Source organism: Stenotrophomonas sp. LC732 (assembly GCF_052446685.1).
Taxonomy (GTDB): Bacteria; Pseudomonadota; Gammaproteobacteria; order Xanthomonadales; family Xanthomonadaceae; genus Stenotrophomonas; species Stenotrophomonas muris.
Map to the genome: position 1 here is coordinate 4,463,070 of NZ_CP199214.1, position 20,905 is coordinate 4,483,974.

General features: G+C 69.2%; 16 protein-coding genes and 2 pseudogenes. 10 read left to right on the plus strand and 8 right to left on the minus strand.

Annotated elements, in window-relative coordinates; translation table 11 throughout:
• Nucleotides 1–105: 105 nt before the first annotated feature.
• The 3 genes from recD to recC are packed head-to-tail and all read right to left on the minus strand — an operon-like array spanning nt 106 to nt 9,001.
• Nucleotides 106–1,986: an exodeoxyribonuclease V subunit alpha gene (recD, locus tag ACT6SE_RS21000; RefSeq protein ID WP_046433363.1), complete on the minus strand. Its 1,881-nt coding sequence runs from the start codon at nt 1,984–1,986 to the stop codon at nt 106–108.
• Nucleotides 1,983–5,660 carry an exodeoxyribonuclease V subunit beta gene (recB, locus tag ACT6SE_RS21005; protein ID WP_046433366.1) on the minus strand — a complete coding sequence of 1,226 codons (3,678 nt, stop codon included), beginning with the start codon at nt 5,658–5,660 and terminating at the stop codon, nt 1,983–1,985. The genes recD and recB overlap by 4 nt, the downstream gene beginning before the upstream one ends.
• Nucleotides 5,657–9,001, minus strand: a complete 3,345-nt coding sequence (recC, locus tag ACT6SE_RS21010) for an exodeoxyribonuclease V subunit gamma (RefSeq protein WP_444811052.1) — start codon at nt 8,999–9,001, stop codon at nt 5,657–5,659. Before recC ends, recB begins: the two co-directional genes overlap by 4 nt.
• A 189-nt stretch (nt 9,002–9,190) precedes the next feature.
• Between recC and ACT6SE_RS21015 the strand changes: the two genes are divergently transcribed.
• The 6 genes from ACT6SE_RS21015 to ACT6SE_RS21040 are packed head-to-tail and all read left to right on the plus strand — an operon-like array spanning nt 9,191 to nt 13,284.
• Nucleotides 9,191–9,979 carry an ABC transporter ATP-binding protein gene (locus ACT6SE_RS21015; protein WP_014648934.1) on the plus strand — a complete coding sequence of 263 codons (789 nt, stop codon included), beginning with the start codon at nt 9,191–9,193 and terminating at the stop codon, nt 9,977–9,979.
• The gene (locus tag ACT6SE_RS21020) at nt 9,979–10,728 is read left to right on the plus strand and encodes an MlaE family lipid ABC transporter permease subunit (RefSeq protein WP_005414955.1); all 750 of its coding nucleotides are present in this window, start codon (nt 9,979–9,981) and stop codon (nt 10,726–10,728) included. The genes ACT6SE_RS21015 and ACT6SE_RS21020 overlap by 1 nt, the downstream gene beginning before the upstream one ends.
• A 59-nt stretch (nt 10,729–10,787) precedes the next feature.
• Nucleotides 10,788–11,312, plus strand: a complete 525-nt coding sequence (gene mlaD, locus ACT6SE_RS21025; RefSeq protein WP_014039020.1) for an outer membrane lipid asymmetry maintenance protein MlaD — start codon at nt 10,788–10,790, stop codon at nt 11,310–11,312.
• Nucleotides 11,309–11,971: an MlaC/ttg2D family ABC transporter substrate-binding protein gene (locus ACT6SE_RS21030; RefSeq protein ID WP_046433372.1), complete on the plus strand. Its 663-nt coding sequence runs from the start codon at nt 11,309–11,311 to the stop codon at nt 11,969–11,971. Before mlaD ends, ACT6SE_RS21030 begins: the two co-directional genes overlap by 4 nt.
• The gene (locus tag ACT6SE_RS21035) at nt 11,961–12,272 is read left to right on the plus strand and encodes an STAS domain-containing protein (protein WP_014648936.1); all 312 of its coding nucleotides are present in this window, start codon (nt 11,961–11,963) and stop codon (nt 12,270–12,272) included. Before ACT6SE_RS21030 ends, ACT6SE_RS21035 begins: the two co-directional genes overlap by 11 nt.
• Nucleotide 12,273: 1 nt before the next feature.
• Nucleotides 12,274–13,284: an MlaA family lipoprotein gene (locus ACT6SE_RS21040; RefSeq protein WP_046433375.1), complete on the plus strand. Its 1,011-nt coding sequence runs from the start codon at nt 12,274–12,276 to the stop codon at nt 13,282–13,284.
• An 84-nt stretch (nt 13,285–13,368) separates the two neighbouring features.
• Here the strand turns inward: ACT6SE_RS21040 and ACT6SE_RS21045 are convergent, their stop codons facing one another.
• From ACT6SE_RS21045 to rmuC, 3 genes are all read right to left on the minus strand, one after another.
• On the minus strand, nt 13,369–13,914 hold the full coding sequence (locus ACT6SE_RS21045) for a glutathione peroxidase (RefSeq protein ID WP_014648938.1): 546 nt from the start codon (nt 13,912–13,914) through the stop codon (nt 13,369–13,371).
• 126 nt (nt 13,915–14,040) lie between these two features.
• Entirely contained in the window at nt 14,041–14,430 is a 390-nt protein-coding gene (locus ACT6SE_RS21050) for a hypothetical protein (RefSeq protein WP_041863989.1), read from the minus strand.
• A gap of 61 nt (nt 14,431–14,491) precedes the next feature.
• Nucleotides 14,492–16,060: a DNA recombination protein RmuC gene (rmuC, locus tag ACT6SE_RS21055; protein WP_046433378.1), complete on the minus strand. Its 1,569-nt coding sequence runs from the start codon at nt 16,058–16,060 to the stop codon at nt 14,492–14,494.
• A gap of 55 nt (nt 16,061–16,115) precedes the next feature.
• On the opposite strand from rmuC, the gene ACT6SE_RS21060 reads away from it, so the two are divergent.
• Entirely contained in the window at nt 16,116–16,718 is a 603-nt protein-coding gene (locus ACT6SE_RS21060) for a glutathione S-transferase family protein (protein WP_046433381.1), read from the plus strand.
• Between the two features lie 67 nt (nt 16,719–16,785).
• Here the strand turns inward: ACT6SE_RS21060 and ACT6SE_RS21065 are convergent, their stop codons facing one another.
• The gene (locus ACT6SE_RS21065) at nt 16,786–17,793 is read right to left on the minus strand and encodes a zinc-binding alcohol dehydrogenase family protein (RefSeq protein ID WP_014648942.1); all 1,008 of its coding nucleotides are present in this window, start codon (nt 17,791–17,793) and stop codon (nt 16,786–16,788) included.
• Nucleotides 17,794–17,884: 91 nt separating this feature from the next.
• Between ACT6SE_RS21065 and ACT6SE_RS21070 the strand changes: the two are divergent.
• The 3 genes and pseudogenes from ACT6SE_RS21070 to ACT6SE_RS21080 form a co-directional block, all read left to right on the plus strand.
• Nucleotides 17,885–18,858, plus strand: a pseudogene (locus ACT6SE_RS21070) (LysR substrate-binding domain-containing protein).
• 15 nt (nt 18,859–18,873) lie between these two features.
• Nucleotides 18,874–19,503, plus strand: a complete 630-nt coding sequence (leuE, locus tag ACT6SE_RS21075) for a leucine efflux protein LeuE (RefSeq protein WP_005411716.1) — start codon at nt 18,874–18,876, stop codon at nt 19,501–19,503.
• A pseudogene (locus ACT6SE_RS21080) lies at nt 19,500–19,919 on the plus strand (hypothetical protein); the annotation flags it as partial. The gene leuE and the pseudogene ACT6SE_RS21080, both read left to right, overlap by 4 nt.
• Before the next feature lie 41 nt (nt 19,920–19,960).
• Here ACT6SE_RS21080 and ACT6SE_RS21085 read toward each other — a convergent pair.
• Complete coding sequence (locus ACT6SE_RS21085) at nt 19,961–20,863, minus strand: LysR family transcriptional regulator (protein ID WP_046433388.1); 903 nt, start codon at nt 20,861–20,863, stop codon at nt 19,961–19,963.
• Between the last annotated feature and the right edge of the window lie 42 nt (nt 20,864–20,905).

Genomic DNA, 20,905 nt, shown 5'->3' on the forward strand with positions numbered 1-20,905 from the left:
CAACGCAGGATAGGTAGCGCCGACGGCGTCATCAAAGGGCAAATGCGACATCGGGGCGACCGGGGTTAGAGCCCATTCCCGGTGGGAAGGGGATCCGACCCCGATTCAGAACAACTGGCCCTGCACCGTGGGCTGTTCGGCGCGCGTTGGTGCTTCAACCACGTCTTCCGCACCCAGCCGCCAGGCCAGGCCACCCAACCGACTGGCATGCCGCTTCAACGCTGCCTGCAGCACCTCTGCGCTGCCCGCCACATGCAGCACCTGGCGGGCGCGGGTGAGGCCGGTGTAGACCAGTTCGCGCGACAGCACACGGCTGTCCTGGCGTGGCAGCTGCAACCACACTTCATCGAACTCCGAGCCCTGTGCCTTGTGCACGGTCATCGCAAAGGCGCTTTCGTGCGCGGGCAGTGCCGCCGGGTGGAAGGCGCGCGGCTGCTCGACGGTGTCGCCGGGGAACCAGGCCACCATCGCGCCGCTGCGGTCGCGCAGGCAGATGCCGATATCGCCGTTGAACAGGCGGTGCCGGTAGCTGTTCTCGGTCACCAGCAGCAGGCGGCCCTGGAAGTAGCCCGGGGTGTTGCCCGCCAGGAGTTGCTCGATACGGCTGTTGAGGCCACGCGCGCCCTGCGGGCCTTCGCGCAGCGCGGTCAGCACGCGCAGGCGCCCGGCCTGCTGCAGGGCAAGCACCGGATCGGCGGCGTCGGCCAACGCACGCCAATGGCCCAGCAGGTGCTCGCGCTGGCCGCGCAGCGGGTCTGCCTCGCCTTCATGGAAATGCACGCCTGCCAGTTCACCGCCGCGCAGCAGCTGCAAAGCGGCGACGGCGTCACCCTCGCGCACGGCATCTGCCAACGGGGCCAGCACCAGTGCATCGCTCTGCCGGTACCCTCGTTGCAGCTGCACGCGGCGGCCGGCGAAGGTGTTCGGTTCGGCCTGGGGCTGCAGCGTGGACGGCGCCAGCAATCCACGCAGCGCCTGCGCGTCATCGGCGCGGGTGCCGATGCCATCACCGCTGGCACGCAGGATCGCACTGAGTACGTCGCCGGCCTCCACCGACGGCAGCTGGTCGGGATCGCCGAGCAGGATCAGCCGCGTGCCGCTGGCGATCGCATCGACCAGCTTGGCCATCATCGGCAGATCGATCATCGAGGCTTCGTCGACCACCACCACGTCCACCGGCAGCGGGTTGTCGGCGTGGTGGCGGAAGCGCGGCGAATCCGGGATCACGCCGAGCAGGCGATGCAGGGTGGTGCCGGAACTGGGCAGTGCCGCGCACAGCGCCGGGTCCACGCCGTGCTCCTGCAGGCGCTGCACGGCCAGCCGCAGGCTCTCGGCCATGCGTTCGGCGGCGCGCCCGGTGGGCGCGGCCAGCGCCACCTCGGGCAGCGGCTGGCCAGCGTGCCGGGCCTGTGCGGCCAGCAGCAGCAACAGCCGCGCGATGGTGGTGGTCTTGCCGGTGCCGGGACCGCCGGTGACCAGCGCCAGCGGATGGCGCAGGGTCACGCCGGCGGCGCGTGCCTGGTGATCCTCGCTGCCCAGTGCCTGCGGGAACAGCTGCGCGAACAACGGTGCCAGCGCGGCCATGTCCGGTGCCGGCAGCGGATGCCGGCCGATGCGCTGCAGCCCGGCCGCCAACTGCCGCTCGTACTCGCGATAGCGGCGCAGGTAGAGCAGGCCGTTCTCCAGCACCAGCGGCGCATCCTCGGCGATGGCATCGGCCTGCTCCGGCGTCGCTACCCAGGGCGATGCGCGCAGCTGCGCCAGCCAGTCCTGCGCGGCAGGCCACTCGGGCACGCCGTCCAGCAACCGCTGCGGCTGTGCCGGATCAAACCCGGCGTGGCCCTGCGACACCGCCAGCGAGGCGAGCGCGGCCGCCAGCGCCACACTGTCCGGCGTGTCGTCGCGCAACCGCTGCAGGCTGATCGCCAACGCGTGATCGAGGGTGCGCAGCAGGCCCTTCTGGTGCAGTTCCTTCAGCAGGCTCATGCGCTGGCCCCACGGGCACGTGCGGCCAGTTCGGCCTGGGCCTGCTCGCCACCTGCGAACAGCGCGTCGAGTGCATCCACCAGCGCGAACGGGAAGCGGTCCACATGCACGCCGTTGCCGGCTGCATCCAGGCCGCGGCAGAACAGGTAGCGGATGCCCCCCATGTCGCGCTCGTAATCGTAGGCCGCGCCCAGACGGAAGCGCAGCCAGCGATGCAAGGCCACGGTATAGATCAGCGCCTGCAGGTCGTACTCGCTGTGGCGCATGGCAATGGCCAGCAGGTCCGGACTGTAGCCGGGCAGCCGGTTGGATTTGTAGTCGAGCACGTACCAGCGCCCGTCGCGCACGTAGGTCAGGTCGATCATGCCGGTCATCAGCCCTTCCAGGCGGCGGCGCTGGCCGAAGCCGCGACGCGCACTGGAAACCCCATGTGCATGCAGCAGCTGCAACAGCGCCGGTACCGTGGTCGGTTCGATGGCGAAATGGAAGTCGATTTCCGCGCGCCGCTCGCCTTCGCCCAGGCTGTGCAGCGCACCGCCCTCGGGCAGTGGCACGGTGAGCGTGTGGCCGACCAACGGCACCAGCACCGCCACGCCATCGTCCAGGTCGACGTCGGCATAGCCTTCATCGTGCAGCGCCTTGCGCAGCACCTCGGCCTGGCCCTCGGGCGCTTCCAGGCCCGGCTGCCAGCCCCCCCACGCAGCGAAGTCGACGTTCTCCATCGCCTCGTGCAGCACGTTGCCGAAGCGGCTGCCCATGAAGCGCGGGTCGACCGGCGGGCTGTCTTCGACGGCGGCGGGTTCCGGCAGCGCGGGCTCCAGCGGCAGTTCCGGGCCCGCGGGTTCGTCGGCGGCGGGCGCCGGCAGCTCGGTGGCGGCGGCTTCAATATCACTGCCAGCGCCCGCGTCGGCATGCGCCAGCTGGGTGAAGCTGTACACCCACCAGTCGTGCGGCACGCGCCGGGTCAGTGCACGCACTGCCGGAAGATCCCCTTCCACTTCGGCCGCCAGCTGCGGCAGCGCGGCCACTGTCTCACTGTCATCGATGTGCACGTCGGCGTGCGCGCGCAGCGCCTGCAGGTCGCCCAGCAGCGGCGCCAGGCGCGTCTTGCCAAGCCCGGCCAGATCACCCACGGCGATCCACAGCGCATGCTCGGCGCGGGTCAGTCCCACATACAACAGGCGCGCATCCTCGGCCCGCTGCTCACGCTCGCGCTGTGTGCTGGCCGCTTCCCAGGCCTCGTCCCTGTCCAGCTTCCAGTGCAGCTGGCGCTGGCCATCGACGTGCACGGTGCAGTGCGAGGCGGTGTTCGGTGCGCCGCCGTCGATGCCGACGAAGGGCAGGAACACCAGCGGATACTCCAGGCCCTTGCTCTTGTGCAGGGTGATGATCTGCACGCGGCGCGCATCCGATTCCAGGCGCAGCAACTGCTGCTCGTCATCCTGGTCGGCGCTGGCCATCTGCCCCTGCAGCCAGTCCAGCAGGCCATGCATGCCCAGCGCCTGCGCCGAGGCTTCCTGCAGCAGTTCGCCCAGTTGCAGGTAGTTGGTCAGACGGCGCTCGCCGTCGATCAGCGCCAGCAGGCGTTCGCCGTGCGCGGCACAGACATCGGCGATCACCGCGAACGGACCACCGCGCTGCCAGCGCTCGCGCCAGTGCAGCAGCTGCGCCTGGAACCCGCGCTGCAGGTCGCCCTCGCGCTCCATCGCCGCGATCGCACTGGCCCGCTGGCCCAGCAACACCGTGGCCAGCGCTGCACGCAGGCGGCCTTCGTCTGCCGGTTGCAGCAGCGCCAGCAGCAGCGCGCGCAGATCACGTGCCTCACTGGTGGCGAACAGGCTCTGCTTGCCCGCCGCCACTGCGGGTATGCCCACCGCAGCCAGCGCGCGCTGCACCAGCGTCGCCTCGCGATGCGAGCGCACCAGCACCGCGATATCACCAGGCTGCACCGGGCGCCCACGCAACACCGCTTTGCCCGCACGCGCCTCGACCAGGGCCTGGTGGATCGCAGCCACGCAGGCCTGGGTCGCTGCCTCACGCGAGGCATCGGCACTCATCGCCTTGTCACCCCCGCTGCGCAGCACGCGCAGGGTGAGTGCCTTGGCGGCGTGGCCGTCGTGCAGATAGTCCTCATCGGTGCGCACGCCACCGGGACGCACCGGCTCGAACTGGATGTCACGCTCGAGGAAGGCGTCCTCACCCCCGTTGTCGTACAGCGCCTGCAACGCGCGCAGCACTGACGGTCGCGAGCGGAAGTTCTGGTCCAGCACCGGCGCCTGCTGCGCCACCTGCTTGGCCTTCAGGTAGGTGTGGATGTCGCCGCCGCGGAACCCGTAGATCGCCTGCTTGGGATCGCCGATCAGGAACAGCGCCGGTGCCAGGCCGAGTTCGCGCACCTCCGGCGAATTGCCGAACACGGTGTGGAAGATGTTCCACTGGCGATCATCGGCGTCCTGGAACTCATCGACCAGCGCAATGCGGTACTGCGCGCGCAGCTGCCTTACCAGCGGCAGCCGCTGCGGGCCTTCCAGGGCCAGTGCCACGCCATCGATCAGATCGTCATAGGTCTGCACCCGGCGCGTGCGCTTCAGCGCCTGCAGGCGCTGCATGGCTTCGGCGCGAAGCGCGTGCAGGAAATTCAGCGCGGTACCACGCAGCCAGGCATCGCGTTCGGCCAGCAGCGCGACATAGCGCGCCAACGGCACCTGCACTGGCGACGACGGCGTGCGGTCGGGGAACTTCTTGTTGGTCTTGTCGGCCAGCACCTCCGGCAGCAGTGCCGGCAGGCGCTCGCTGGCCAGCAGCTCGCGCGGGTCGCCCCGCTCGGCCCAGGCCAGCAGCTGCCGGCCCAGCGTGTGCAGCCAACCCAGCTTGTAGGACACCCCGTTGATCCACTTGTTGTCGACGGCATCGCAGAGGTCGATGAAGAACTGCTCGCCATGCCCGCGCAGCGCCTGCTGCAGTTCGGTGGCGGCGGCCCGCAATGCCGGCTGTGGATCGGCCAGCGCCACCGGCCGTGGCAACGGGCGCAGAGGCGGCGCAGCCAGCAACGCGCGCAGATCGGTGGCCAGCGCGTCCGGGTTGGACCACAGCCAGGTCAGCGGCTCCAGCGTGGCCGCGTCGTTGGCGTGCACCCGCCACAGATCGGCCGCCAGTTCCTCCAACAGCTCACGGTCGCTGGCCAGTAGTTCCGGCGGATCGAAGGTATGGCCGCTCTCCAGCGCATGCTCGCGCAGCACGCGGGTGCAGAAGCCGTGGATGGTGAAGATCGACGCCAGGTCGATCTCATCGGCGGCCACCTGCAGGCGGCGCTTCAGTGCGGCGGCGCTCTCGGTGCCCCCCTGCAGATGGCGCTGCAGCACCTGGCGGGTCAGCCTCGTGTCCGGTGCTTCGCCCTCGGCCGGTTCCAGATCGACCAGGCGCGCGGCCAGCGACAGGCGCTCGCGGATGCGCTTGCGCAGTTCCTGGGTGGCGGCATCGGTGAAGGTCACCGCCAGGATCTGGCCGATGCGCAGGCCCTGCTCCACCACCAGGCGGGTGAACAGCGTGGCCAGGGTGAAGGTCTTGCCGGTACCGGCGCTGGCCTCGATCAGGCGGATACCATCCAGCGGCAGGGCCAGATAGGGATCGCCCGCCATGCGCTGGGAGTCCTCATCGACGATGGCGGTGCTCATGTGCTGCCCTCCTGGCGTGCATCGGCGCCAAGGGTGCGGCCTTCGCGCACCGCGCTGAAGACCACCTGGCTGTTGCACAGCAGATCGGCATAGCCGGCGTCGGTGGCAAATGGATCGGCACCGCGCAGCAGCAGCTGCCAGGCGTCGCTGCTGGATTCACCCCAACTGCGGTCGCTGCCGTGCCACTGCTTCCAGCCTTCGCTGCGCTGCTTTTCGGCCGGCGCGTTGTACAGCACCCAGCCGGTGTAGGGGGCAAAGCGCAGCGGTTCACGCAGTCCGCGTTGGCGCAACTGCAGCAATGCGCGCAATGCCGCGCGTGCAGCAGGAGCGCTCAGTGCCGGCAGTACATGCGGGCCGGGACCGGCGTCGCCGCCATCATGGAACTGCACCAGCGGCAGGGCATCGCCGGCAGCGTTGGCCAGCAGCCAATCCAGGCCCTGGCGGATCACCGCAGTGCCATTGAGGGTGCCAGCGCGCAGGCGCACCAGCCCGTCGGGGTGTCGATCGGCCACACGGCCATGCAGGCGCACGCCATCGATCTCCACTTCATAGCGGCGGCTTTCCAGCGGCTCGCCCCGCATCCAGCCCAGCAATGCACTGGCATACGGGCGGGTCTTCAACTGCTCCACCTCGAACTGGCGCTCACCCAGGGGGCCCGACGGCAGCAGGCCACGCGCGCGCAGCCGCGGATACAACGGCTCGGTATCGCCACTGAGCGTGGCGCGTACCACCGCCGCCTGCACGCTGCGCTTTTCCGGCCCGCGCGAGGACAGCACCAGCGGTTCCAGGTCATCGACCTCCTCGACATCGTCGGCCAGGCGCAGGCCCAGCGACTGCGCCAGGAACTGCCCGGCCGGATCGCACAGGAAGCGGCGCAGGGTATCGAGTGCAACGTCGTCTTCCACCGCATCGTCGAGCGGCGGCAACGCGGCATCGAACCACGGCTGCAGGCCTCCGCGCGCGCCGGTGAGGCGACCGGCGGCCGGATGCCATTGGCGGCGATAGCTGAAGCGGCGTGGATCACCGTCACCGAACGCCGCCGGAGAGAACGGCTGCAGTGCGTGGCGCACGGTGAAGTCGCGGACCGCCGCAGGCGGATCGAGGTGATACGCAGCGGCGGCATCGATCAGTTCACTGACCAGCACCGACGGCTCACGCGCGCTGCCATCGCGCGGATCGGCACCGAGGTAGCTCAGGTAGAACACCTCCTGCGCGGCGGCGAACAGCTGCAGGAACAGGAAGCGGTCGTCTTCGCGGGTGGAGCGGTCGCCGGGCCGGCGGCGCGGCGTGTCCAGCTCGGCAGTAAGCTGGTTGAGACCGGCAGCCGGGTCACGGCGCGGGAAATCGCCATCATTGAGACCGAGCACGCAGATCACCCGGAACGGCAGCAGGCGCATCGGCACCATGCGGCCAAAGCTGATGCCACCGGTCAGCAGCGGCGCGCGCGTATCGGCCTCGCCCAGTGCTCCGGCGAAGTGCGCGCGCACGACCTCCGGCGGCACCCCGTCCGTGAAGCCGGCCTTGGCGGCATCATCGGCGAACTGGTTGAGCAGCTTGCGCAGGCGCTCCAGGGCACGCTGGCTGTTGGGCGAACTGGGCGCAGTCGGCAGCAGCGCGTCCAGCAGCGACAGCAGGCGTTGCCGCCACTGCGCCGGCGTCAGCAGTTCGCCGAGGCGGCGCTGGTAGACCGCCAACACGCGCAACAGGCGCAGCAGCCGGTCCAGGGCGTCCAATGCGCCGCCCTCCAGCTCGATCCACGGGGCAACACCGGCCAGGTCGGCCTCGCTGCCGGTGGCATGACCGAGCACCAGGCGATCCAGCGCGAACTGCCAGGTGTAGGCGTCGTCGGCCGGGGCCTGGTGCTGGTTGCGGTGCTTCGCATCCAGGCCCCAGCGTGCGCCAGCCTGCTGCAGCCAGCCATGCAGGCGATCAAAGTCCACCGCCTCCAGCCCGGCCGCTTCGGCCAGCGGCGCGCTGGCCAGCAGGTCCAGCACTTCGTTCAGGCCGAAACGCGAGACCGGCAGGCCCAGCAGGTGCACGAACACGTCGGCCAGTGGCTCGCCGGCGAGCGGACTGCTGTCGGCCAGCGCATAGGGAATGTGCTCGTCCTCGCCCCCACGGCCGCCGAACACTGCTTCCAGATACGGCACATAGGGGTCGATGTCCGGTGCAAGCACGGCGATCTCCCGCGCCTGCAGCGGCGGGTCGAAGCGCGGGTCCTGCAGCAGGCTGCGCAGCTGGTCGTGCAGCACCTGCAGTTCGCGCAGGCGGGTATGGCAGGCATGCACCTGCAGGCTGGGATCGTCGCTGCGCAGCCCGTCGCGCAGCTCGCCCGAGGGCAGCGCACGGCGGTGGAACAGATCGCGCTGCAGGCGATGCAGCAGGCTGTCGGACAGTCCACCTTCGGCCAGCGTCGGCCGGGTGTCGTCCTCCGGATCCGAATACGCGGCAATCTCGCCGGCCGGGTGCACCACCTCGTAGCTGCCCAGCACCGCCATGAAATCGCGCCCGGCCGCGCCCCAGGCTTCCAGCAGGCGGTTCTCACCGGCCGCTTCACCGAAGGGATCGGGCGCGCCGCTGCGCAGGCGCTCGGCCAGCGTCTGCAGGTCACCCCAGTACGACTGCACCGGCGTGGGCATATAGAAGTTCAGCTCGCCCACCCGCGCCTGGGTGGCCATCACCCGCAGCACATCGGGCGAGATGTTGAGCGTCGCGAACGCGGACATGCGTGGTGGCAGGCCCTGCGGCAACGGCTGGCCGGCGCCCTCGAAGCGGTCCAGGTAAGCCTGGATGCGGCGCGCGCGGTAGTCGTGGCCAGCGGCGATGCTGCGCCAGAGGATGGCCTGCGGGTCGGCCGGGTCGGCGCCGGCCTCCCAGCGCAGCAGCCAGTCGCGGCGCCAGGCCTGGTACTTCTCGAACACCGACGCCAGTTCACCGGCCAACGCCCACGGCTTCAATGCATCGCTACCGGCAAGATAGGACTGCAGCGCGCGCATCGGTGGCTGCGCCAGCAACGCCGGGTCGCGCAGTGCCTGGTACACCTTCCAGTGCAGGCCGGCCGCGTCCAGGTCGTCGCGTTCGCCGGGCACATTGGCGTTGAGTGCACGGGCAACGAACTCGCCCGGGGTCAGGAACTCAAGATTGGCGGCCACGCCATATTCGGCAGCGAGTGTTGCTTGCAGCCAACGCCGCATCGCCACCTGCGGAATCAGCACCACCTCCGGCGCCAGCAGCGGCTGACCCGCAACCGGCGCACGCACGTTGCGCGCCAGCAGCGCGGCCAGCACGTCCAGGGAGTTGGAATGGTAGAGGCGGAAATCGCTGCCCGGGTCACTCATCATGCACAGTGTGCAGCACGGCAGGCAGTATTCAATGGCCGGCCCATCGCCGGTACGGATTGTTCCGGGCTGCCGGCCGATTATCCCGGCCTGGCAGGGATCTTGCCGTGCCACAATACTGGACCGTCCAGTCTGCTTATGTTCAGCCGACGGGCCCGATCCTTCGATGTCTAAAAAACGTTAATGGTGCCCATGTCGGCTTCCACCTCCAGTCTGGTGCAGTTATCCAACGTCCGCATCGACCGGAGCGGGCGCACGATCCTGCGCGACGTGTCGCTGCAGGTGCCCAAAGGCAGCATCACGGCCGTGCTGGGTCCGTCCGGCAGCGGCAAGTCGACCCTGCTGGCGGCACTGACCGGCGAACTGCGCCCGGTGGCTGGCGAGGTCACCCTGTTCGGCAAGCCGATTCCGCAGGACAGCGGCGCGCTGCTGGAAATGCGCAAGAGTGTGGGGGTACTGCTGCAGGGCAACGGCCTGCTGACCGACCTCACTGTGGCCGAAAACGTCGCGCTGCCGCTGCGCACGCATACCCGCCTGCCGACCGCCGTGCTGCGCCGCCTTGTGGAAATGAAGCTGCATGCGGTGGGCCTGCTGGCCGCTGCCGATGCCTGGCCGCGCGAGCTGTCCGGTGGCATGGCGCGCCGCGTCGCGCTGGCCCGCGCGCTGGCGCTGGACCCGCCGCTGATGATCTACGACGAGCCACTGACCGGGCTGGACCCGATCGCCTCTGGCGTGATCATGAGCCTGATCCAGCGCCTCAACCACAGCCTGGGCCTGACCAGCATCATCGTCAGCCACCACGTGCACGAGACCCTGCCGATCTGCGACCAGGTGATCGCCATCGCCAATGGCGGCATCGTGTTCCAGGGCACGCCCGAGGCGCTGCAGTCCAGCCAGGACCCGTTGCTGCGGCAGTTCCTGCACGGCCAGCCTGACGGCCCCATCCCGTTCGATGCCGCACCGCGCGCGAGGGTCGCCTGATGCCGTTCGTCCAAGCCACCCGCTCGCTCGGCCGCGCCGGCCTGTTCTCGCTGACCGTGCTGCGTGGTTCGCTGCCGACCCGTGATTTCCTGGCCGAACTGACCCGCGAGATCTACAAGATCGGCGCGCGCTCGCTGCCGATCATCGCCGTCGGTGGCGCCTTCGTCGGCCTGGTGCTGACGCTGCAGGGCTACCGCACGCTGACCACCTTCGGTGCGGCCGACGCGCTGTCGACCCTGCTCGGCCTGTCGCTGTACCGCGAACTGGCACCGGTGCTGACCGCGCTGCTGTTCATCGGCCGCGCCGGCAGCTCGATCGCCGCCGAACTGGGCCTGATGCGCGCCACCGACCAGATCAAGGCACTGGAGCTGATGGCGATCGACCCGGTGGCCAAGGCCGTGGCGCCGCGCTTCTGGGCGGCGGTGCTGACCGTGCCCCTGCTGACCGGCATCTTCTGTTCGCTGGCGATCAGTGCCAGCTACTTCGAAGCGGTACACGTGCTGGGCCTGGACAATGGCGTGTTCTGGTCGGCGCTGCGCAACAGCGTCGATTTCTGGGATGACTTCGGCGTGGCGATGCTGAAGTCGGCGATCTTCGGCGGCACCGCCGCGCTGGTCGCCGCCTACGTTGGTTTCCACGCCGAGCCGACCATCGAGGGCACCTCGGTGGCGACCACCCGTGCGGTGGTCAACGCCTCGCTGCTGGTACTGATGTTCAACTTCGTGCTGTCGGCAATGTTGTTCACCTAACCCCTCCACCGGCGGTGCGCAGGCGCGCGCGGCCACCACGACTCGATCAGGTAATCCACATGGCCATCCGCGGTCCCAGACTCGAATTCTCCGTCGGCGCCTTCCTGCTGCTGGCCCTGGCCTCGCTGATGGTGCTGGCCGTGGCCTCGACCAACCAGCGCTGGAGCTGGGGCAGCCAGGGCTACGAGCTGAAGGCGCGTTTCTCCCAGGTCGGCCAGCTGCGCAAGCAGGCGCCGGTGAAGATCGGCGGCGTCACCGTCGGCCAGGTCGCCTCGATCGACCTGGATCCGGTGAAGTTCGAATCCATCGTGACCCTGCGCATGGACAGCAAGGTCAAGGACCTGCCGGCGGACACCTCGGCCGGCATCTTCACCAGTGGTTTGCTCGGCGAGAGCTATATCGGTCTGCAGCCGGGCGGTGACCCGGACGTGCTCAAGGCCGGTGACGAGATCGTCTTCACCCAGCCGGCGGTGGACCTGATCCAGCTGGTCGGCAAGTACATGTTCAGTGGCGGCGCCGGTGGTGGCGCAGGCCAGAAGCCCAACGATGGCGCGCAGGCGCCTGCAACGGAACCGCAACCATGAAGATGAAACTGATCCCGGCCCTGCTCGCCTCGGCGCTGCTGGCGGCTACTCCATTCCTCGCCCAGGCCCAGTCCACCGCCCCCGCCGCTGCCGCGGCGCAGGGCCAGGCCGGCAAGGTGGTGATCGATGCCAGCACGCGCATCCTCACCACCCTGCAGCAGCGCCGCAGCGAGTTCAGCAGCAACCCGGCCAGCCTGCGCAGCTACATCGACAGCGAACTGAACCGCACCTTCGATCGCGACTATGCCGCGCGCCTGGTGCTGGGCCCGCACGCCCGCGGCGCCTCGGATGCCGACATCAAGCTGTTCGCCGATGCCATGGCCGACAGCCTGATGCAGCGCTACGGTTCGACCCTGCTCAACATCCAGGGCAAGCCGAGCTTCCGCCTGAAGGGTGAAAGCCCGCTGCCGGGCAACCGTGGCGTGCGCGTGAGCACCGAACTGGTGCGCGCCGGCAACGAACCGACCCCGGTCGAATACTGGATGCGCAACGTGAACGGCCAGTGGAAGATCTTCGACGTCAACATCGAAGGCATCTCCTACGTGCAGACCTTCCGCAACCAGTTCGATACCCCGCTGCGCCAGAAGGGCATCAAGCAGGTGGCCAGCGAGCTGCACAGCGGCAGCATGCAGGCCGGGCCCGCGGGCAATGGCAAGTAACGCACTTGCGCTGCTGGAAGGCGACACCCTGCGCCTGCGCGGGGTGCTTGACCGTGCCGCGGTGATCGCACTGTGGCCGCAGCTGCAGGCCCTGCCGGCCAAGCTGGCGCGGCTGGAGCTGGGTGAGGTCGAGCGCGTGGACAGCGCCGGCCTGGCGCTGCTGGCCGAGCTGGCGGCCCGTGCACGCAAGGCGGGCCATGCGCTGGCCATTTCCGGCGCGCCCGCCGGCTTCAACGAGCTGAGCGCAGCCTACCGGCTGTCGCCCGACCTGGATTTCAACGCTACTTCTGCTGCGAGCTGACATGAACGTCGTACGCACTTTCCCCCTGATCCTCCTGGCCACCGCCCTGACCGCCTGTGCCGGCAAGCCCGCGCGCAGCGATGCACCGGTCGCCAGCACCGTGGTTGCGCCCGGCCCCGCTGCTCCGGCCGCAACGGCCGACACCGGCGGGGTCGACGCTGCTCCGGTCGCCTCCGTGGCCAACCCTGCCGAGCCCACCGCTTCAGCGCCGACGGCTGCGCCGCAGGGCGCAGAGGCCAGGCCACCGAAGGCCGCAGCGTCCACCGCCGCCGCCGGCGACGATGATTTCGACGCCCTCTATGGTGGTACCGGCAACACCGGCAACGCGGCGGCCTACGATCCGTGGGAACCGTTCAACCGCAAGGTGCACACCTTCAACAATGCGGTCGACCGCGGCGTGGCGCGCCCGCTGGCCACCGCCTATACCCATGTGGTGCCGCGCTTCGCGCGCACCGGCGTCAGCAACTTCTTCAGCAACCTGCGTGCGCCGGTGACCATCACCAACCAGTTGCTGCAGGGCCGTGGTGCCGATGCGTGGGACAGCCTCGGCCGCTTCCTGATGAACAGCACGCTGGGCATCGGTGGCCTGTTCGATCCAGCCAGCAAGGCGATGGTGCCGCGTCGCAATGAAGACTTCGGCCAGACCCTGGGTGCCTGGGGCTGGCGTCGTTCGCGCTACGTGGAACTGCCGTTCTTCGGCCCGCGTACCGTACGCGACGTGTTCGGCCTGGCCGGTGACATCCCGTTGTCGCCGATCCGGCGCGTCGAGGAAGACAAGATCCGCATCGGCCTGCAGGGCCTGCAGCTGGTCGACACCCGCGCACAGCTGCTGGCGATCGACGATCTGCGCGACACCGCAGTGGACGAATACGCCCTGGTCCGCGATGCCTGGATGCAGCGCCGCAACTACCAGATCGAGAACGATCTGCGCAGCAAGCGCGACCGCGGCCATGACGATGCCAATTCGCCGATCCCGGTCGATGCGATGCCGATGCCGCAGTGGACCCACTGAGGCCGTGCGACGGTGCATGAAAAACCCCGCCTCGGCGGGGTTTTTCTTTTCCGGTGGATGCCAACCCTGGTTGGCACGCCGTGCTCAGGCCGCCAGCGCGGCCTCGATGGCCTCGCGCAGGCGCGCGTCATCGGCGGCCACGTCCGGGGCAAAGCGTGCGACGACCTTGCCATCACGGCCGACCAGGAACTTCTCGAAGTTCCACAGCACCGCCGGTGCCGGATGGATCGGGATCTCCTTGCTGGCCAGGCGCTCACGCAGCGGGCCTTCGCCGATCGACTGCGGCTGCGCGGCGGTCAGCTGCTGGTACAGCGGGTGGGTATCCTCGCCAGCCACGCTGATCTTGGAGAACATCGGGAAACTGACATCGTAGGTGAGCTGGCAGAACTGCTGGATCTCGGCCTCGCTGCCCGGCTCCTGGCCAAGGAAGTTGTTGGCGGGGAAGCCCAGCACTTCCAGGCCCTGCGCGTGCTTTTCCGCATACAGCGCCTGCAGGCCTTCGTACTGCGGGGTCAGGCCGCACTTGGAGGCGACGTTGACCAGCAGCAGCACCTTGCCCTGGTAGTCGGCAAGCGAGGACGGCTGGCCGTCGATGGTGGTGAGGGGAATGTCCTGGATCGGGGTGCTCACGCGGGGGCTCCGGCTACGGCGGGGAATGGCCCACCAGCATAGCGCCGCGCGCGCTGTTGTAGAGCCGAGCCCATGCTCGGCTGATGGTATGGCAGCCGAGCGTGGGCTCGGCTCTACAGGCAGGATTCAGTCCACGCAGATCGTGCCCTGCGCCTTGCCATCATCGATGCGCTGGCGGCACCCGAAGTTCTGGCGCACATCACGCTGGCAGGTACCGGTGGCGGCACTGCCGGCGGCCACCTCGGCTCCGGCCAGGCACTGGCCCGTGCAGTCGCTCTTGCGGCTGCAGGCCTTGCCGGCGTCCGCATAGGGAATCACGCACTGCTCGCGCTGCAGGCGGCCGAGCCGCTGCAGCGTGCCGCCAGCGGCCTGGCAGTCGACGTCACGTGCTTCGCGGTAGGCCTCGCTGGCTTCCGGCGCAGGAGCGGCCGTAGTCGTGTCGGCGACCGGGGGCGTGCTGCTGCACGCAGCCAGCAACGCAGCCAGGACAAGAACGGCACAGGAGCGCAAGCGCATGTCGATACCCGCCACGGACTCAGGGTGCCCAGCATAGCCAGGCGCAGGTGCACGGGACGTGTCAACCCGCATTGCCGTCCTCGTCGTCCTCCGGCGCGCCCAGCTGCTGCATCGGGTCCGGGGTCAGCTCCGGTGGCAGCGCGCGCTTGGCCTTGCTGCCCAGTTCGGCAAGCCGACGGGCGCGGCTGATGGCCGACTGCGGCGAATCGATCAGGCGATTGCGCGCATCGGCGTAGGCCTTGCCGGCATCGTCCAGCTTCTTGCCCATGGCGGTGAAGTCCTGCAGGAACCCGGTCAGGGCGTCCAGCACCAGACCGCCGGCCTCGCTGATCTTCAGCGCCTGCTTCTGCACCTTGTCGCGCGTCCACAGGCGCTCGGCCACGCGCAGCAGCGCCATCAGGGTGTTGGGCGAGGCGAACACCACGCGGTTGTCGAAGGCGAACGCCTGCAGGCTGCCATCGGCGCCCAGTGCGGCTGACAAGGCACCCTCGATGGGAACGAAGGCGATGGTGATGTCCAGCGTCTCGCTGCCCAACGCCTTCGGATAATTCTTCTCGCCCAGGTCCTTAACGTGCTGGCGCAGCGCAACCGCGTGCCTGCGCAACGCGTCTTCCGACTGCTCCGGGGTAGTGGCATTCATGGCTTCCTGCCAGGCGATCAGGTTCACCTTGCTGTCGATCACCACGCTGCGTTCGTCGGGGAACTGCACCACCACGTCCGGTCGCAGGCGCGCACCTTCGTCATCCACGGCATGCTTCTGCCGCTGGTAGTGCACGCCCTCTTCCAGCCCCGATCCGCGCAGTACGTTGTCGAGCATCAGCTCGCCCCAGTCGCCGCGGACCTTGGCATTGCCCTTCAGCGCATTCGTCAGCGCCGATGCCTGCGCCGCCATGTCCTGGTTGAGCGTCTTCAGTTCGCCCACCGCACCCAGCAGGCTGGCGCGTTGCCGCGCTTCCTCGCCATACAGCGTATCGACGCGGGTGCGGAAATCGCCCAGCTTGTCGGCGAACGGCTTGAGCAGCCCCTCGATGTCCGCGCGTGACTGCACTGTCGCCTGCCGCACGTTCTTCTCGAACTGCTGTCCGCGTTCGTCGAACACCTTGCCCGCCAGTTCGGCGAAGGCGCCCGACAGCTTTTCCTTGGCGGTATCAAGATAGCTGCGCAGTTCGGCACTGGCCCGTTCGGAGTGCTGCAGATTGGCCACCGCGCGGGCATGTTCACCGTGCAACTGCTGGTAGCGCTGCTGCGCCTGCTGCAGCTCGCTGCTGGTCTCCGCAACGGCAGCGCGCGCCTGCGCCAGGGCCGCTTCACGTTCGGCCAGCTGTGCTTCGCGACTGGCCGACAGCGCTGCTTCGCGCTCCACCCGGGCGGTCAGCGTAGTGACGGCCTGTGCGTGCTGTTGGCTGCGGCTCCGTTCGTTCTCCAGTTCAGCGCTGAGCGCATCGAGGCGGCCGCGCAGCTGGCCGGCATCGACCAGGGCGAGGCGATGCTGTTCGCGTTCGCTGTCCAGCAGCCGCTGCAGTTCGTCGGAGGGTGCACCGCCAGCACTGCGACGCCACAGCAGCACCAGCGCGACCAGGGTCGCCAGCAGCAGGACCACTGCCAGGATCAAGAGGACTTCGATATTCATGCGATCAGTTTAGCCCCGCTGCGCTAGGCTGGGTCGGTCTGCCCCGGAAGCCCCCATGCTCGCTCTGTACGGAAAACCCACCTCCATCAACGTGCGCAAGGTGCTCTGGCTGTGCGCCGGCCTCGACCTGCCACTTCACCACGAGCCAGCGCCGCCGGCGGACCTGCTGGCCACACTGAACCCGAACCGGCAGGTGCCGGTGCTGCGCGATGGCGGCTTCGTGCTGTGGGAATCCAACAGCATCTGCCGCTACCTGGCCGTACGCGCTGGCCGTGATGACCTGCTGCCCCGCGCGGCACAGGATCGTGCGCGGGTCGAACAATGGATGGACTGGCAGGCCAGCGACCTCAACAGTGCCTGGCGGCACGTGTTCATGGCACGCGTGCGCCAGCATCCGGACTACCCGGACGATGCCCGCGCCGAGGCCAGCCTGGTCCAGTGGAACGGCTTGATGGGCGTGCTTGATGCCCAGTTGGCCGCTGGCGGCTACGCCGCTGGCAACACCTTCACCCTCGCCGACATCGTGCTCGGGCTGTCGACCCAGCGCTGGCGCAGCACACCGGGCCACAAGCCGGCGCTGGCACACGTGGGCGCCTGGTTCGAGCGCCTGCGACAGCAGCCGGGCTTCACCACCCACGTCGACAACGGCGTGGCCTGAGGCAGGGGTCGGATCCCTTTCCCGGGGCAAAGGGATCTGACCCCAAGGGCGCGGGAACGACCCGGCCTTACCAGCCTTCCAGCACGATCTTGCCCTTGGCGCGGTGGCTCTCCAGCAGCGCGTGGGCGCGCCGCAGGTTGGCCGCGTCGATGCGCCCGAAGTGCTCGCCCAGCGTGGTCTGCAGCACGCCCGTGTCGATCAGCTCGGCCACACGGTTCAGCAGGTCGTGCTGGCGCTGCATGTCGGCGGTGCGGTACAGCGGCCGGGTGAACATCGACTCCCAGTGCAGTGACAACGCCTTGCGCTTGAGCGCCATCACGTCCACCTGGCCAGGATCATCGATCAGCCCCAGCTGGCCCTGCGGCGCCAGCAGTTCCACGATCTGCGCGTAGTACTGGTCGGAGTGGGTCAGGCTGGCCACATGCTGCACTTCGCTGATGCCGAGCCGCGCCAGTCCCTCGGCCAGAGGCAGGCGGTGGTCGATCACGTGGTGCGCGCCCATTGCGTATGCCCAGTCCTGGGTATCCGGACGCGAGGCGGTGCCGATCACGGTCAGCCTGGTCAGCTTCCGCGCCAGCTGCACCAGGATCGAACCGACACCACCGGCAGCACCGATCACCAGCAGGGTCTGGCCCTCGCCACCACCCTCGGGGATGCGCAGGCGGTCGAACAGCAGCTCCCAGGCGGTGATTGCAGTCAATGGCAGCGCCGCGGCGGCGGCATCATCGAGGCTGGCCGGCTTGCGCCCGACGCTGCGCTCGTCCACCAGCTGGTACTCGGCATTGCTGCCCGGGCGGTCGATGACGCCGGCGTAGTAGACCGCGTCGCCGGGCTGGAACAGGGTCACCTCGCTGCCCACCGCGTCGACGATGCCGACCGCATCCCAGCCCAGTACGCGCGGGCCATCGGTGGCCACGCCGCGGCGGACCTTGGTGTCGACCGGGTTCACCGCCACCGCGCGTACCGCCACGCGCAGGTCGCGGGGGCCGGGCTGCGGCAGCTCCAGTTCGATGTCGATCAGGGCCCGGGCATCATCGATCGGCAGGCCGGCGTGGGTATAGGCAATGGCGCGCATGGCAGCGGTCCAGTGGGGAAGGAGGCGACAGGTTGCGCCGCGCGCGCTCCCTCGGAAAGGCGCAGAATCGGGCAGCACTTTCACTCTGGCGATGAAGATGATCCGCTTCGACGATCTGCAGCTGTTCGTCCGCACTGCCGCGCTGGGCAGCTTCTCGCAGGCCGCCCGCGAGGCCGACCTGCTGCCCGGGCAGGTCGCTGCGGCGGTGGCACGGCTGGAGCGCGAGCTGGACCTGCGCCTGTTCGTGCGCACGACCCGCAGCCTGCGCCTGACCGGCGAGGGCGCGCTCTACCTGCCGTATGCGCAGGAGGTGCTGGCCACCCTGCGCGAAGGCCAGGCCCGCGTGCAGGGCGAGGACACCGAGCTGCACGGCATCCTGCAGCTGTCGGCGCCGTCGGACTTCGGCCGCAACCTGCTGCTGCCCTGGCTGAGCGCGTTCCGCGCCGCGCACCCGCGGCTGCGCCTGCACCTGCGCCTGTCCGACGAGGTCGCCGACGTGTTCCGCGAACCGGTCGACGTGGCCATCCGCATCGGCCACTTCGATGACGCCAACTACGTAGCCCTGCCCCTGCTGGAAGGCAACCGGCGCGTGCTGGCCGCCTCACCCGGCTACCTGCAGCGGCGTGGCCCGCCCACGCGCCTGGAGGATCTGCGCGAGCACGACTGCCTGGTCTATCAACTCAATGGCCGCGCCTACGATCGCTGGTCGTTCGAGGTGGACGGGCGCCGCAGCGTGGTTCCGGTACGCGGCCCGCTGGTCTGCGACGACGCCGACGTGGTGCGGCGCTGGGCCGTGGCCGGCGAAGGCATCACCTACAAGTCCTGGCTGGACCTGCGCGAGGATGTGCTGGCCGGGCGCCTGCAGGTGCTGCTGGACGGCGTTGGCAGCAGCATCCCGCTGCAGCTGGTGTGCCCGCATCGCAAGCAGTTCTCACCCGCCGTGCGGCAGCTGCACGCGCAGCTGCGCCAGCACCTGCAACCGCTGCTGTCCCCGGGATGCCGGTTGGCCCCACCGGCCCCCTGTCGCCCGCCGCAGCGCTGGCCGACAATGGCGGCCCCCCGTAACAGAAGAGCACCGCCATGCCGTGGATGGGCATCCAGGACCTGTGGACGTTTCTGGTCGCCGTGCTGGTGTTTCTCGCCCTGCCCGGTCCCGGTACCTTCACGCTGCTGACTGCCACCGGCCGTGGCGGCGTGCGCGGCGGCTACACCGCACTGGCCGGCCTGCTGGTCGGCGACCAGATCCTGATGTGGCTGGCGCTGGCCGGCGTGGCCGCACTGCTGAAGGCCAATCCTCTGGTATTCCACGCCGTGCAGTACCTCGGCGCGGCCTACCTGGTGTGGGTCGGCATCAGCCTGCTGCGCACGCCCAAGCACGAGGGCGGCGACGCCGGCCCGATCCGCATGCAACCCGGCCGCTACTTCCAGCAGGCGATCCTGGTCAGCCTGCTCAACCCGAAGGCGATCCTGTTCTACATGGCCTTCCTGCCGTTGTTCATCGATCCGAAGGCGCACCAGGGCATCGCCACCTTCGCCGCGCTGGCCGGCATCATCCTGGTGGTCAGCATCGCCTACTGCTCGATGCTGATCGGCGTGGGCAACCTGGCCCGCCGCCGGTTGATCCAGCACCCGCGGATCAGCGATGCGCTGCGCCGCGTGGCCGGCCTGTTCCTGGTGGGGTTCGGCATCCGCCTGGGGCTGAACGGATGAACGGGCGGCTGCCACTGCTCGGCATGACCCTGCTGCTGGCCGGTGCCGCCTCTGCCGGCACCGTGCAGGACCATCGCTGCCTGACGGGCGGTCGCAACGACAACATCCACCTGGAATGGCGCTGGCTGGAAGACGGCCGGGCCGACGTGCGTTACGCCGGCCAGCGCGAGCGCCTGCCCCTGCACCGGATCTCGATGGAGACCACGGTGCTGGCCGAGGATCGCCCGTACCAGTTCGACAGCGTGTGGGAAGAGCGCATCGACGGGCGCCTCAACGGCCGCTACCTGCTGAGCACGCAGGGCGCGCTGGTACTGGATCTGAGCTACGAACGCGCCCGTGATGGCCGTCGCACCACCTTCCACGATGACAGCCAGGCGTGGCAGGAGGATGGCTGCCATTGGCCGGGAGGCGTAGCGGCGCGCGTGGTCGATTGGAGCATGCCAACCAAGGTTGGCATCTACCGGTCGTGCATCTCCGCGCGCAGGTGGTCGATGAACACCCGCAGCTTGGGCGCCATCTGCTCACGCGCGGGGTAGTACAGGTGGAAGCCGGGGAATGGCGGCTGCCAGTCCTGCAGCACGCTCTGCAGTCGCCCAGCGTTGATGTCGTCGGCCATCAACGAGGCGAAGCCTTGGGCCATTCCCAGACCCGCCAGCACGGCACCATGGGCGACGCCGGCATCGTTGAACACCAGCCGCCCGCTCACTTGCACGTCCAGGTCGTGGCCGTCGCGGCTGAACTCCCAGGGCATCAGCCGGCCGTTGGCCAGCCGGTGCACGATGCAGGCGTGGCCCTGCAGGTCATGCGGGGTCTGCGGCACGCCATGGCGTTCGAAATAGGCCGGCGTGGCCACCACCACCTGCCGCTCGGGTGGCCCGACCGGCACCGCGATCATGCCCTGTGCGAGTGATTCGCCGAGGCGGATGCCGGCATCGAAGCCCTCGGCCACCAGATCGGTCAGCGCGGGGTCGACGCACAGTTCCACCTGCACCTGCGGGTAACGCGCAAGGAAGTCGGGCAGCCGCGGCAGCACCATGCGATCGGCGACGATGCGCGGCAGGGTCACGCGCAGCCGCCCGGCAGGCACCGAGCGCGCGCTGTCCAGTTCGGCAAGTGCCTGGTCGATCTGGTCCAAGCCGCCGCGCACGCGCTGCAGGAAACGCGCGCCGTGCTCGGTCAGGTTGACCCGCCGCGTGGTCCGCTGCAGCAGCCGCACGCCCATCCGCGCTTCCAGCGCGCGCACGCTTTGCGACAGCGCCGAGGTCGACACACCCAGGGCATCGGCGGCGCGGGTAAAGCTGGCGTGTTCGGCCACGTGGACGAAAGCGACCACAGCAGTGAGCGGGACGGAGGCATCCATTGTGAAGGCAGCCTTCAAGGTAAGTCCGGTGACACGCAGTTT